This is a genomic window from Algibacter sp. 2305UL17-15 (assembly GCF_040720935.1).
Classification (GTDB): Bacteria; Bacteroidota; Bacteroidia; order Flavobacteriales; family Flavobacteriaceae; genus Jejuia.
On record NZ_JBFDAE010000023.1, the window covers coordinates 17,279 to 31,192 of the forward strand.

Here is a 13,914-nt window from a genome sequence, read left to right on the forward strand (position 1 = left end):
AGCCAACGGTTTTAATAAACTCCCGTTCTAAGGGTGTTTATTTTTTTGTTGTTGATCTTTATTTCTTTACCTCAATATCATATTTTTTACTCAATACCTTTGGATTAAGGTATCCAGCTTGCAGAACTATTTGGAGTTTATATGGACCATTTAATATTTTGTCTTTTAACTCCCAACCAACAGCAATCATGTTATTCCTGCCCGGTTTTAATTGTTTTGTGCCATCCATTTTTAATGGTGCAAAATATATTTCATTACCTTTTTTCAAACAGAAACTAAATTTATAGGGCAAGTTTTTTTGTTCTAAATCGATCATATAATCATAAGGGTTTTTGATAGTTAAATCTACACGCCCCTTTTTGTTCAGTATTTTAAAGTTGTCGTTATTAATGGATGCCTCCAACTTATTAAAAATTGGATACTTATCAATTTTATGGTGTAAAATTATTTCGTTTGATCCTATTTTCAAACTGTCAAACATTTTATGAGGCCAATTTCCAATAAATAATACCGGAGTATCATTGAAAATAGCTTCAGCATTTAATAAATCATATTGGTTTTTTCTATAATAGGCGTTGTTGTCTGAAAAGGATGCTTCCCCAGTATAAAAAGAATATTTAGCTGCCTTTTGGTAGGAGTTAACAAAAACAACATTTTTACCATTTGCTTTCTTAAATATGGCCTCAAAATAATCCTTTTTTTCTATATGAAACTCTGTTTTTAAGGGTAGGTCCAATACTATCAATAGCCGTGCAGAAAAGATTAATACAATACTTAGAATTCCAATGAGCTTCATTTGTTTTCTAATATAATTATGGGATATCATTAAATTATAAATAAGAATTACCATTGGAATCGCTGAAAAAGCAACCCAATGTGCTTCTATTTTAGACCTGAAAGAATAGATTAGGAAAAAGGCTAAAAATCCTATAAAAATTTGAGTCATAAAATTATTTCTATCCGTAAAAAGTTTTTGTTTTTTGAGATAATAAAAAAATACAATAATTAGCGCAGGATTAAGAATAGCTACTGTACTCAACACATAATGTATCACATTTTTAAAACTAAACTCGCCCGAGGTCCGTTGAAAAAGATGATAATCAAAAGTGATAAAGTCATTTTGATATTGCCAGTTTAGATGCGGTAAAATCAGCAATAACGCCAGTATTCCAGAAATATAGATCCCCCATTTCTTTAAGAGCTTGAATTTTAAAAAAACAGCTAAAATAATTACAATACCACCATGATATTTTGAATAGATTAACAGGGCACTAGCGATGCCAAGAATCAATATATTAGTAAAGGATTCTTTTTTTGACATTCTTTCTAAGGCCAATAAAAAAAGGGCTGCCGCGAAAAGGAAAGGTGCATCTGGAGTAGTAATAAAACCATATATATTGAATATGGGTATCGCTAAAACCAATAGAATAAACATCAGTTCGGAATACTTATGCTCCTTATTTTCTTCTGGAATTAACTTCCAAATAATTTTTAATGTGAAACCAAGGAGAACAATAGTTATAAACCGCACCCCCAAGAGTGTGTTAGAAAACAAATACGAACTTAATTTTATGATATAGGCCACCATGGGAGGATGGTCAAAATAACCTAGATCAAGATTTTTGGAAAAGACCCAATAGTATGCTTCGTCATTTGTTATAGGTGTAAGAACTGCTTGAACAATATTTATGATGCAGATCCCAATAATATAAAGGTTTATCTTCTTTATTGGAATCTGTTTTTTAAGTAATCTATTTTCACCAAATAATATCTTGTTGAGATTCATCAATATATCGCCTAAAATTTATGGGTAAAAAAAGTTGCGTGTTTGAGTGAGAGAATCTCCAAAGAAAACTCAAAAGCTAGCAAAAACAACAAACTTTAGTTATGCCAAAAATAGCTTTTTTTTTAATCAGGTTCTACCTCTGTTAAAATGTTTGCAAATGCATATACAAAAGCTTACAAGACCTGTAAATAAAAGTTGCTTAAAAATGTAGTTTTACACCTCAATTTTGAGAATTCATTATCATTTTTTATGCAACTTCCCCCTCTATTTTATTCAGTTTTGAAATGAAAATTTTACTAAAGAATAAATAATTTTAAAGGTGCTCACAATATTTAAGTGCTTTTTTCTTTTCAACTATATTTGCACAATTCAGGAATTATAATTATGCCGTTTAAGAAACTAATAGCACCTTTAAAAGCTACTTTAGAACATAAAGGTTTTGAAGCCCCGCTACCCTTTCAGAAAAAGATACTATCCAAAATTAAAAGTGGTGCTAGTATGTTTGCCATCGCACCAAAGGGATCTGGTAAAACAACGAGCATCGTTTTAAGTGTGATTCAAAAATTAAAAGGTAAGGCGTTTGAGGATGCGCCTAGGGTATTGATATTTGTAGAGAACAAACAAGCCGCTTTAGATTTGGAATTAGAGTTTAACGCATTTAAAAGAGGTACAGATTTACGAGTGTATTGTGCATACGACGAGAAAAATATTGACGACCAAAGAAATGAAATCTATGATGGCACAGACATTGTTATCGCCACTCCAAAACGCTTAAACAAGATTTTTTTCCTTAACGGCATTAATTTGAATAAACTACAAATGTGCATTATTGAAGATGCCGAGTTTTTACTGGGCAATAATAGTTTTGCTGAAGTCGCCAGAACCCCAGAAAGCATCGGTAAATGTCAATACATAATTTTTGCTGAAAAGCTAGATAAACGTTTCGAGCGTTGGTTAGATACTTTTATGTATAATGCGCCGGTTGTGAAACTTTAAACATTGGTTGATTCAATAATTTCGTAATCGATACTTAGTTTTCCTAAAGTTCTTAAGGCAGAACCGGAGTTTTTATCGCCTACTTCAATGTCAACTGCGTCTCCTTCTAAGAGTATAGCCGTAAGTTCATAAGCCAAGGAATCACTAATATTTAATGAAATTTCTGCAATACATTTTGCTATTGCTCTTTTATCTGGTCTTTGGGCATCACAAGACATTCCATTGGTTGGTTTAATGCAGTACAAACTTGTTATATATAGTAACTTTTATCACTCATATCCCATAAATATATCACAAGGTATAGTAAATTTTATTGCTGTTATCTCAGTAAATATTCTCAATTTAAAGTAAGAAAAAGACACTATTAGATAGCTTAGCCCCGATTGAAACGGCATCCTTTTTAAAACCTAAATGGAACCAGAATTATACAGATTGCCACGTCGCCCACTCCTCGCAATGACGTTTTAATTACAAGCGGGAAACAGCTTCTAATAAAAAAGGATTAAATACCAGCTATAGCTCCAATTTCGGCGATAAACTTATCGGCCAACGCATCGGCTTCTTCTTGCGATTTTGCTTCAGTATAAATTCTAATAATAGGCTCGGTGTTACTTTTACGTAGGTGTGCCCAACTTTCGGAGAAATCTATTTTTACACCGTCTATAGTAGTGAGTTTCTCGTTTTTATAACGCTCTTCCATGGTTTTTAAGATACCATCTACATCCAAGCCTGGTGTTAATTGTATTTTCTTTTTACCCATAAAATAACTCGGATAGGTTTTTCTAAGTTCGCTTACCTTCATGCCTTTTTCTGCCAATAGGCTTAAAAACAACGCGATACCAACCAAGGCATCACGTCCGTAATGTAACTCTGGGTATATGATACCACCGTTGCCCTCGCCACCTATTACTACCTTGTTTTTCTTCATTAATTTTACAACATTTACCTCGCCTACTGCCGAGGCTTCGTACATGCCGCCATGTTTTTCAGTAACGTCCCTCAATGCGCGTGTAGAACTCATGTTGCTTACCGTGTTACCTGGGTTGTGGCCCAACACATAATCGGCACAGGCTACCAAGGTGTATTCCTCGCCAAACATTTCGCCGTTTTCGTCCATAAAGGCCAAACGATCTACATCTGGGTCAACAACTAGACCAAAATCTGCGTTGTGTTTTTTAACGGCATCAGATAGATCTGTTAAGTGTTCTTTTAAAGGTTCTGGATTGTGAGGGAATTGCCCGTTTGGTTCACAGTATAACTTTATAACATCTACACCTAAACGCTCTAATAACAACGGAATAACAATGCCTCCTGTTGAATTCACACCATCTACAACTACTTTAAAACGCTCTGCTTCAATAGCTTTTACGTTTACTAGTGGTAAATCTAAAACTTCAATGATATGTAAATCGAAATAGGCTTTATTTTTTGTAATTTTTCCTAAGCTATCCACATCGGCAAATTCTATGGTGTTGCCTTCGGCTAGTTCTAAAATTTTTGCGCCTTCTTCTCCGTCTAAAAATTCTCCATCCGAATTTAATAATTTAAGTGCGTTCCATTGTTTTGGGTTATGACTTGCGGTTAAAATAATACCGCCATCGGCATGTTCCATAGGTACTGCAACTTCTACCGTTGGTGTGGTTGACAACCCTAAATCAATCACATGAATTCCCTGACCTACTAAAGTGTTCATCACTAAATTCTGAATCATTTTTCCAGAAATACGTGCGTCTCTCCCCACTACAACTTTGTAGTTTTCTTTCGCACGTTGCTGTTTTAACCAAGCGCCATAAGCTGCTGCAAACTTCACAGCATCAATTGGAGTAAGGTTTTCGCCTACTTGTCCGCCAATGGTGCCTCTAATTCCTGAAATTGATTTTATAAGTGTCATATCTATTATTTTCAAATTGAAAAGCAAATATACAATTAGAAAATCGGATTTCTAAAAGTGGAATTCGTAAATTTCACAAATGAATTACTTAGCACACATTTATTTATCTGGAGATAATGATTTGGTAACTATCGGAAATTTTATTGCTGATGGCGTCAAGGGCAAAAGTTATAAAACTTATGATAAAGATGTGCAAATTGGAATTCTACTGCACAGACATATTGATACTTTTACCGATGCGCACAAAACGGTAAGACTAAGCACTAAAAGGTTACATTCAAAATACAGTCATTACTCAGGTGTTATCGTAGATATTTTATATGATCATTTTCTGGCTAAAAACTGGAGTAATTATTGTGATATTCCATTGAATGAATATGTTGATAATTTCTATAATTCACTTGAAGATAATTTTGAAATATTACCCGCAAGAATTCAAAAAATGATGCCTTATATGATGGCTGATAATTGGTTGTTGAATTATGCATCTATTGAAGGAATCAGAAGAGTTTTAGAGGGTATGAACAGAAGAACAAAAAACATTTCGGGCATGAATAAAGCTGTGAACGAACTGGAGGAATTCTATGCTGAATTTGAAGGCGAGTTTACTGCTTTTTTTGACGAACTCATTTTATTTTCCAAGGAAAAACTTAAAGAATTAAATAACGATTAGATGCTGCGATTTTATTGTATTTCTTTGTCATTATGTCTTTTTATAGCGTGTAAAAAAACGTCAGATAGACCAAAACCAATTAACGGTAATCGAGGTGTTATTGCAGAACATGCTATGGTGGTTTCTGCACGATCAGAAGCTTCAAAAATTGGTGTTGATATTCTTAAAAAAGGAGGTAACGCTTTCGATGCGATGATTGCTACTGAATTGGCTTTAGCAGTTTCCTATCCTTATGCAGGGAATTTAGGTGGCGGCGGTTTTATGGTGTATAGAAAAGCAAATGGCGACATTGGGTCTATCGATTACAGAGAAAAAGCACCACTGGCTGCCTCAAAAAACATGTATCTAGATGAAAAAGGCAACATCATTCCCGAAAAAAGCACATTAGGGGCTATGGCCATTGGCGTTCCAGGAACTATTGCCGGTGTTTTTGAAGTGCATGATAAATTGGGGTCTCTACCCATAGCAACCATTTTAAAACCTGTTATTACACTCGCTTATAAAGGTGTGGTGGTTAGCCAAAAGCAGGAAAATAGAATAAAACATTACCAATCGTCTTTCAGAAAAGCAAACAAAGATTCCATTGTTTTTGATTTCAATTGGGAAACTGGCGACACCATAACATATACCGCTTTAGCCAAAACCTTAGAACGCATTTCTAAAAACGGGAGAGATGAATTTTACAAAGGAGAAACCGCTAAAATATTGGCAAAGTTTATTCAAAATAATGGCGGTATGATTTCTGAAGCGGATTTGTCAAAATATGAAGCCAAATGGCGGGATCCGATAACATTCTCTTATGATGATTTGAAAATTATTTCCATGGGGCCTCCTTCGAGTGGCGGTGTTTGTTTGGCACAAATTTTAAAAATGCTCGAACCTTTTCCTTTAGACGAATATGGGCATAACACAGTAAAAACCATTCAAGCCATTACCGAAGCGGAAAGGCGTGCTTATGCCGATAGAAGTTTTTATCTCGGCGATCCAGATTTTGTTGAAATCCCTATTAAAACATTGATTAGTGATTCATATTTAAGTGGAAGGATGTCAAATTTTTCTTTTGAAAAAGCGACACTTTCCGAAGATGTGTCTCATGGAAACATTAAGATAATAGAAAGTATGGAGACTACCCACTACTCTATCGTTGACCAATTTGGGAATGCCATTGCTGCAACCACCACTTTAAATGGCGCTTATGGCTCAAAACTATATTGTGCTGAACTTGGTTTTTTTCTGAATAATGAAATGGACGATTTTAGCAGTAAACCCGGAGTGCCAAATATGTTTGGATTGATTGGTGCAGAAGCAAATAGCATTGCTCCGGAGAAACGCATGCTAAGTTCCATGACGCCAACTATAGTCGAGAAAAACGGCCAATTATATATGACACTCGGTACGCCGGGAGGAGCAACAATTATTACATCTGTATTACAAACCATTCTTAACGTACATGAATTTGATATGACCATGCAAAACGCCGTAAATGCACCGAGATTTCATCATCAATGGTTACCAGATCATATTCTGATGGAGCCCAATTCATTCGATAGGTCAGTAATCACTCAACTTGAAAATTTGGGTTATAAAATCAATGAAGGAGAATCAATTATTCTAGGCAAAGTCGATGGCATACTTGTTTTAGAAGATAACTCCTATGAAGGCGGAGCAGATTATCGAGGAGATGATACGGCTATCGGTTTTTAGCTGTTTTATTTCATCAAATCAATGATAATTAATAATTTAGCAATAGTCCCCAATCTATTAAAATAATGAAACTTAAAAAACCCATAAAAATCATACTTGGTGTTGTTGTGTTTTTAACCCTGCCTACACTTCTTCTTTTTGGTTTTTTATATTATAAACATCATCAAGACATTCCAGAGGGAGTTCAAGGTAAAGCTGCAGATAATTTGGCCACAAAAATGCTTGTCGCCTTAAATTACGAGGCTTACCAAAATACCGATTATTTAGAATGGACGTTTAAAAAAAGAAGGCATTACAAATGGGAAAAGACCAAAAGCATTTGTGAAGTTTTTTGGAAAGATTATAAAATTAAATTGGATTTAAATGACCACTCTGAAAGTAAAGCCTATGTACATGGATTTACTATTGAAGGGGAAATGGGCGAGGAATTAATCGCAAAAGGACAATCTTATTTTAAGGAGGATATATTTTGGTTAATTGCCCCATTTACAGTTTTTGATGAAGGTGTAACGCGACAATTAGTCACACTTGAAAACAACAAAAAAGGACTTCTAGTTACCTACGATAACAATGCATCTTACCTGTGGCATTTTGATGATTCTGGCAAACCAAAAGGTTTTAACATGTGGGATTCTAAAACCCCAATTGACGGATTAGAAGCTTCTTGGAACAATTGGCAAGTTGCAGAAACTGGTGTAAAATTGCCTACATTCCATAAAGTTTTATTTTTTGGTTCTGAAATCTCGCATATAAAGGCTGACTAACAATATAAATTGGTATAAAACCAAGATTTCTTATTCTAAATATTTCTAAAATTATGTTAAAATTGATTTTTCATTAGTTGTAATGGTACCCCTTTTTTTTTAAGGTCTTTTTTGATTAAAATTGATTTTCGCTTTATGGGGTAATCAAAAAAAGTCCCTTGCCCATAATTAAACATCCACTTTTTAAAAAACAACCCTTTTAAAAATAGGGTTCACTGCGTTTTTAAGGCAATATAGCATCTGTTAATTTTCTCTAAAATAAGTTGACAGATATATAGGTTATTTAATAAATTTATAGGAAATGTCGAATTATAAAAATTATAAAATCTAACTATCATGAAAAAACTGATCTTTATTTTGTCTTTATTGTTTACTCTTAATGCTACAATTAACGCTCAAAATAAAATTCCCAAACCAGAAATTGGAGATGTTTTAATGGTTAATGCTCCCGACGGAACCACATATAATCATGTGTTTTTTCCAAGATTAAATTTTCTGGTAAAAAGAGGAAAAGTAGCAAACTATAAAAGCGTTTATGGTAAAAAAGTCGTGGTTAAGGATGTGTTCGAAAAAAATGGTGCTACTTACGTAATGCTCACTCCTAAAAATGGCGAAAAATTTTTTGGGCATGTTTCAAAAGTTAAAGCTAATTATTCAAAATCCATAAATTCAGGAGAGTTATCCAAGGTTAAGGAAAGCCATAAAAAATCTTCAAAGCAAGAGTCATTGGCTATGCTAAGACTTTAAATGCACCAACAATTTTCATAAATTTATAAAGCTCAGTTTTTTTGCTGAGCTTTTTGTTTTCCAGCTGTTTCAAATTATTAATATACCAGCAGATATCCATAATTCAATGGGGAATTTTTAATGCTTTTTATAACAAAACTTACTTTTATTTTTACAACTGAAAAATAATTGGTAAAGAATAGGGAACAACAACAGCTTCCCCTCTTTGCTTACCAGGTGTCATTTGTGGCAGTAAACCAATTACTCTTATAGCTTCATTTTCTAAATCTGGATGTGGCCCTCTAGCGCTAATATCTATAATATTACCTGCTTTGTCAATTTTAAATATTAAATTTATACGTTGTATTCCTGTCAACCCTAAACCATCAGCTACAGCTACATTAAAATTATCATTAACAAAAGAACTTACCTCATTTGAAAAACACGCTTTTTTATCTGTTTCACTCTCACAGCCAGGGAAAATAGGTACTTCTTCTACTACCGCAAAAGGAACCTCAATATCTTGTGGATCATCAATAACAGTTTTAAAATTAAATACCGCACTAAACGTTTTGTTTCCCTTGTTATCTTTGGCAGCCACTTTCCAATAGTACGTAGAGTTTACAGAAAGAAGTGTTGTAACTTCGAAAGCCGAATTTTCTATATCTGAACCCAACTTTGAACTTGGATCCATATTAGTATCCAAATAAAAATCATAAGTAACTGGGTCTCCTTCTGGATCTATAGCTTCTTCCCATGTAAACGACGGATATAAAGAAGCTCCAGTTTGTCCATCAATTAGTGTTAATAAATTGAAATTTTGAGGTGCAGCATTAGGAAGCTGTACAATAGTTGTAAAACTAAATAGTGCACTCTTGGTAGTATTCCCGTTATTGTCTTTTGCAACTACTGCCCAATAATAATCCGTATTTAATTCTAATGATGTAGAAATACTATACTCTGTTAATGATAGGTCTGTTGCCACTTTTTGGGCAGGATCAGAATTTGTGTCCAAATAAAAATCATAGGTTACTGAGTCTCCATCAGGATCTATGGCTGCTTCCCAACTAAATGATGGGAACAAACCAATATTCTTAGCGTTATTAACTATTCCAAGCAAGTCAAAACCCAATGGATTTTGATTTACCCCAACTTCTTCTTTATTGTCTGTATCGCTTGAGCAAGCAATGAATAACAAAAGCAGTATTACAATACTCAATTCTCTTTTAAATTTCATTTCTCTAAATTCTATTGCGTTTTTAAACTTAGGTCGTAATTTCAAAACTAATAATTTAATGATAACAAGGCATCGTTTTATATCGATTTTTTCCTACATCTAAACGAAAACATTTAATATAAGTCTAAAACAACTTCACTTCATTTTTAAACCCAAAAAACGTAACTTCGCAACTTTGCTCGCCGAAAGGGCAGGTTTGTATTGCTATGAGTCATTTTGAAGAAAAAATTGAGGTTAAAGGTGCTAGAGTCCACAACCTAAAAAATATTGATGTATCTATCCCAAGGGAAAAACTGGTTGTTATTACTGGCTTATCCGGAAGCGGTAAGTCCTCCTTGGCTTTTGATACTATTTATGCTGAAGGACAACGCCGTTATATTGAAACGTTTTCAGCCTATGCCAGACAATTTTTAGGAGGCTTAGAACGACCGGATGTCGATAAAATTGATGGCTTATCCCCTGTTATCGCCATAGAACAAAAAACGACGAGTAAATCGCCACGTTCTACAGTTGGCACCATCACAGAGATTTATGATTTTATGAGGCTTTTGTTTGCCAGGGCAAGTGATGCTTACAGTTACAATACTGGCGATAAGATGATTAGCTATAGCGACGAACAAATTAAAGAACTTATCTTAAAAGATTTTGAAGGCAAGCGCATTACTATTTTAGCACCTGTTGTCCGTTCTAGAAAAGGACATTATCGTGAGTTGTTCGAGCAAATTGCAAAGCAGGGTTTTGTAAAAGTAAGGGCCGATGGCGAAATTAAAGACCTTGTAAAAGGCTTGAAATTAGACCGTTACAAAACACATGACATTGAAATTGTTATAGACCGCTTGGTGGTAAAAAGTGATATTGATAACGATAAACGACTCACGGAAACCATTAATACGGCCATGTATCATGGTGATGATGTTTTAATGGTGATTGACCAAGACACAGAAAAAGCGCGCTATTTTAGTCGGAATTTAATGTGTCCGTCTTCTGGGGTTTCATATCCAAACCCCGAACCCAATAATTTTTCTTTTAATTCGCCTAAAGGCGCTTGCTCCAATTGCAACGGTATTGGAGAATTGTATCAGGTAAATGCCAATAAAATTATTCCAGATGATTCACTTTCAATTTCAAATGGCGCATTAGCGCCGCATGGTCCTGAAAAGAAAAGTTGGATTTTTAAACAGTTTGAAACCATTGCACAACGCTTTGATTTTAAATTGACAGATGCTTATAAAGATATTCCAGAAGAAGCGAAGCAAGTGATTTTGTATGGTGGCAACGAAAAATTTTCAGTCGAAAGTAAAACCCTTGGCGTTACCAGGGATTATAAAATAGATTTTGAAGGTGTCGCAAATTTTATAGAAAATCAATATAAAACTGCAGAATCTACCTCTTTAAAGCGTTGGGCAAAAGATTATATGGACAAAATTAAATGTCCGGTTTGCGAAGGTTCACGCTTAAAAAAGGAATCCTTGTACTTCAGAATAAACGATAAAAACATTGCAGAACTTGCAAATACCGATATCGTAGAATTAGCCGAATGGTTTGGAGATTTGCACCATCATCTTTCTGATAAACAATTTAAGATAGCAGAAGAAGTTCTCAAGGAAATCAAATCGCGCTTACAGTTTTTGCTGGATGTTGGTTTAGATTATCTGGCATTAAATAGAAGCTCTAAATCATTGTCGGGTGGCGAAGCACAACGGATACGGTTAGCAACACAAATTGGTTCACAATTGGTTGGCGTGCTTTATATTTTAGATGAACCAAGTATTGGTTTACACCAGCGAGATAATGAAAAACTGATTAATTCATTAGAATCGTTACGGGATATCGGAAACTCCGTAATTGTTGTCGAGCATGATAAAGACATGATAGAACGCGCCGATTATGTAATTGATATTGGTCCGAAAGCAGGAAAATATGGAGGGGAAATTATCAGCATTGGAAACCCTGCGGAATTAAAAACACACAATACACTTACTGCCGATTATTTAAATGGTAAGAAGGAAATAGAAGTTCCGGAACAGCGAAGAACTGGAAATGGGAAGTTTTTAGAACTTAAAGGTTGTACTGGCAATAATCTTAAAAACGTTTCAGCAAAATTTCCGTTAGGAAAAATGATTGGCGTTACCGGAGTTTCCGGAAGTGGAAAATCTACATTGATCAATGAGACGCTCTACCCTATTTTAAACGCTTATTATTTCAATGGTGTAAAAAAACCAATGCCTTATAAAAGCATTAAAGGTTTGGAACATATTGATAAAGTTATCGACATCAATCAATCTCCAATCGGAAGGACACCACGTAGCAATCCAGCAACCTACACAAAAACTTTTGATGAAATTAGAAGTTTATTTGCTAAAATTCCCGAAGCCATGATTCGTGGCTACAAAGCTGGAAGATTCAGTTTTAATGTTACTGGCGGACGTTGCGAAACCTGTAAAGGCGGAGGTTTAAGAGTTATTGAAATGAATTTTTTACCTGATGTTTATGTAGAATGTGAAACCTGTCAGGGGAAACGTTTCAACAGGGAAACATTAGAAATTCGTTATAAAGGAAAAAATATTAGTGATGTTTTAAATATGACCATAAATGAAGCGGTTGCCTATTTTGAACATATCCCTAAAATATACAGAAAACTAAAAACCATTAAAGATGTTGGTTTAGGCTATATCACTTTGGGACAACAAAGTACTACGCTTTCTGGAGGAGAAGCACAACGCATTAAATTAGCAACAGAATTAAGTAAACGCGATACTGGAAATACATTCTATATTTTGGATGAACCTACTACGGGACTTCATTTTGAAGATATCCGTGTGTTGATGCTTGTTCTAAATAAATTGGTAAATAAAGGCAATACGGTATTGATTATTGAGCATAACCTGGATGTTATAAAAACCGTAGATCACATTATTGATATAGGCTACGAAGGCGGTAAAGGAGGTGGAGAAATAGTTGCTAAAGGTGCTCCAGAAGACATCATAAAACACAAAAAAAGCTATACTGCTAAGTTCTTAAAAAAGGAACTAGAAAATTAAAGATTTGGCACTCAAATACTAATTCTATGCTGATTCAAATTATAGATTAACCCATTTGCTACTGTAATTTTAGAATTAGGGAAATTTGTCATAAATTTAGAATAATAACTAAAAACATAAATTTTATGAGAGGTATTCTATGGTTAGTAGCGGTTATTTGTATCATTGGTTGGCTACTCGGTCTATTGGGCATAATTCCCGGAATAGGTACAAATAGTTTAATTCACATTCTATTAGTTATTGCTGTAATTGTAATATTGTACAATATAATTAGTGGAAAACGACCCATTTAGGGCGTATAACAATCTTTTAAAGAGGGCTAAACTTTTCTTAAGTTTAGCCCTCTTTTAATATCCTTTTGTTATTTTGCAGGTCAAAAAGGGATTATAATTAAATATGAGAAAAGAACAACGCAATAAAGGTTGGAATGAAATAAAAACCAACGATTCATGGGCCATATTTAAAATTATGGGCGAATTTGTAAACGGTTTTGAAAGAATGAGCAAAATTGGCCCTTGTGTTTCTATTTTTGGTTCTGCTAGAACTAAACCAGATGATGAATATTATTTATTAACCGAAAAAGTAGCAAAAAAAATAGTAGAAGCTGGTTATGGCGTTATTACAGGTGGCGGCCCTGGTATTATGGAAGCTGGTAATAAAGGCGCCCATTTAGGTGGCGGAACTTCCGTAGGTCTTAATATTGATTTGCCTTTTGAACAGCATGACAACCCATATATAGACTCCGATAAAAGTTTAGATTTCGATTATTTCTTTGTGCGCAAAGTCATGTTCGTTAAATACTCCCAAGGTTTTGTGGTCATGCCCGGCGGTTTCGGTACTTTAGATGAATTGTTTGAAGCCATGACATTAATTCAAACTCAGAAAATTGAAAAATTCCCAATTATATTGGTAGGGACAATTTTTTGGCAAGGACTAATGGATTGGGTTACATCAACATTGCTAGAGAAAAACGGCAATGTTAGTACAAAAGATATGGATTTGATTCATGTTGTGGATACAGAAGACGAGGTGCTTTCAATATTGGATGCTTTTTACAAAGAATCCGGATTAAGCCCAAATTTCTAATAAACATAAG

General features: G+C 34.4%; 12 protein-coding genes. 8 read left to right on the top strand and 4 right to left on the bottom strand.

The window, feature by feature from the left end:
* Positions 1–58: 58 nt before the first annotated feature.
* Positions 59–1,786 (bottom strand): glycosyltransferase family 39 protein, encoded by a 1,728-nt coding sequence (locus ABXQ82_RS17745; protein WP_367062952.1) that lies wholly within the window; start codon positions 1,784–1,786, stop codon positions 59–61.
* A 384-nt stretch (positions 1,787–2,170) separates the two neighbouring features.
* Between ABXQ82_RS17745 and ABXQ82_RS17750 the strand changes: the two genes are divergently transcribed.
* Positions 2,171–2,782 (top strand): DEAD/DEAH box helicase, encoded by a 612-nt coding sequence (locus ABXQ82_RS17750; protein WP_367062954.1) that lies wholly within the window; start codon positions 2,171–2,173, stop codon positions 2,780–2,782.
* On the opposite strand, the gene ABXQ82_RS17755 is transcribed toward ABXQ82_RS17750, so the two are convergent.
* Positions 2,779–3,000 (bottom strand): hypothetical protein, encoded by a 222-nt coding sequence (locus ABXQ82_RS17755; protein WP_367063017.1) that lies wholly within the window; start codon positions 2,998–3,000, stop codon positions 2,779–2,781. The genes ABXQ82_RS17750 and ABXQ82_RS17755 overlap by 4 nt on opposite strands.
* Before the next feature lie 284 nt (positions 3,001–3,284).
* Positions 3,285–4,673, bottom strand: coding sequence for a phosphoglucosamine mutase (gene glmM, locus ABXQ82_RS17760; RefSeq protein WP_367062956.1), 1,389 nt, complete (start codon positions 4,671–4,673; stop codon positions 3,285–3,287).
* Between the two features lie 79 nt (positions 4,674–4,752).
* On the opposite strand from glmM, the gene ABXQ82_RS17765 reads away from it, so the two are divergent.
* From ABXQ82_RS17765 to ABXQ82_RS17780, 4 genes are all read left to right on the top strand, one after another.
* Positions 4,753–5,346: an acyl carrier protein phosphodiesterase gene (locus tag ABXQ82_RS17765; RefSeq protein WP_367062958.1), complete on the top strand. Its 594-nt coding sequence runs from the start codon at positions 4,753–4,755 to the stop codon at positions 5,344–5,346.
* A complete protein-coding gene (gene ggt / locus ABXQ82_RS17770; RefSeq protein WP_367062960.1) occupies positions 5,347–7,050 on the top strand; it encodes a gamma-glutamyltransferase in 1,704 nt (567 codons plus the stop codon). It begins immediately after the preceding gene.
* Positions 7,051–7,115: 65 nt separating this feature from the next.
* Entirely contained in the window at positions 7,116–7,814 is a 699-nt protein-coding gene (locus ABXQ82_RS17775; RefSeq protein WP_367062962.1) for a hypothetical protein, read from the top strand.
* A 336-nt stretch (positions 7,815–8,150) separates the two neighbouring features.
* The gene (locus tag ABXQ82_RS17780; protein ID WP_367062964.1) at positions 8,151–8,561 is read left to right on the top strand and encodes a hypothetical protein; all 411 of its coding nucleotides are present in this window, start codon (positions 8,151–8,153) and stop codon (positions 8,559–8,561) included.
* Positions 8,562–8,712: 151 nt separating this feature from the next.
* Here the strand turns inward: ABXQ82_RS17780 and ABXQ82_RS17785 are convergent, their stop codons facing one another.
* Positions 8,713–9,777 (bottom strand): energy transducer TonB, encoded by a 1,065-nt coding sequence (locus ABXQ82_RS17785; protein WP_367062966.1) that lies wholly within the window; start codon positions 9,775–9,777, stop codon positions 8,713–8,715.
* Between the two features lie 206 nt (positions 9,778–9,983).
* On the opposite strand from ABXQ82_RS17785, the gene uvrA reads away from it, so the two are divergent.
* The 3 genes from uvrA to ABXQ82_RS17800 all read left to right on the top strand — a co-directional run bounded on the left by uvrA (position 9,984) and on the right by ABXQ82_RS17800 (position 13,904).
* On the top strand, positions 9,984–12,818 hold the full coding sequence (uvrA, locus tag ABXQ82_RS17790; protein WP_367062968.1) for an excinuclease ABC subunit UvrA: 2,835 nt from the start codon (positions 9,984–9,986) through the stop codon (positions 12,816–12,818).
* A 125-nt stretch (positions 12,819–12,943) separates the two neighbouring features.
* Positions 12,944–13,111: a lmo0937 family membrane protein gene (locus tag ABXQ82_RS17795; protein ID WP_367062970.1), complete on the top strand. Its 168-nt coding sequence runs from the start codon at positions 12,944–12,946 to the stop codon at positions 13,109–13,111.
* Positions 13,112–13,214: 103 nt separating this feature from the next.
* Positions 13,215–13,904 carry a TIGR00730 family Rossman fold protein gene (locus ABXQ82_RS17800; RefSeq protein ID WP_367062972.1) on the top strand — a complete coding sequence of 230 codons (690 nt, stop codon included), beginning with the start codon at positions 13,215–13,217 and terminating at the stop codon, positions 13,902–13,904.
* Positions 13,905–13,914 lie beyond the last annotated feature (10 nt).

Coding starts and splice junctions, on each gene's coding strand:
- ABXQ82_RS17745 (WP_367062952.1), bottom strand. CDS start 1,786: ATGAATCTCAACAAGATATTATTTGGTGAAAATAGATTACTTAAAAAA.
- ABXQ82_RS17750 (WP_367062954.1), top strand. CDS start 2,171: ATGCCGTTTAAGAAACTAATAGCACCTTTAAAAGCTACTTTAGAACAT.
- ABXQ82_RS17755 (WP_367063017.1), bottom strand. CDS start 3,000: ATGTCTTGTGATGCCCAAAGACCAGATAAAAGAGCAATAGCAAAATGT.
- glmM (WP_367062956.1), bottom strand. CDS start 4,673: ATGACACTTATAAAATCAATTTCAGGAATTAGAGGCACCATTGGCGGA.
- ABXQ82_RS17765 (WP_367062958.1), top strand. CDS start 4,753: ATGAATTACTTAGCACACATTTATTTATCTGGAGATAATGATTTGGTA.
- ggt (WP_367062960.1), top strand. CDS start 5,347: ATGCTGCGATTTTATTGTATTTCTTTGTCATTATGTCTTTTTATAGCG.
- ABXQ82_RS17775 (WP_367062962.1), top strand. CDS start 7,116: ATGAAACTTAAAAAACCCATAAAAATCATACTTGGTGTTGTTGTGTTT.
- ABXQ82_RS17780 (WP_367062964.1), top strand. CDS start 8,151: ATGAAAAAACTGATCTTTATTTTGTCTTTATTGTTTACTCTTAATGCT.
- ABXQ82_RS17785 (WP_367062966.1), bottom strand. CDS start 9,777: ATGAAATTTAAAAGAGAATTGAGTATTGTAATACTGCTTTTGTTATTC.
- uvrA (WP_367062968.1), top strand. CDS start 9,984: ATGAGTCATTTTGAAGAAAAAATTGAGGTTAAAGGTGCTAGAGTCCAC.
- ABXQ82_RS17795 (WP_367062970.1), top strand. CDS start 12,944: ATGAGAGGTATTCTATGGTTAGTAGCGGTTATTTGTATCATTGGTTGG.
- ABXQ82_RS17800 (WP_367062972.1), top strand. CDS start 13,215: ATGAGAAAAGAACAACGCAATAAAGGTTGGAATGAAATAAAAACCAAC.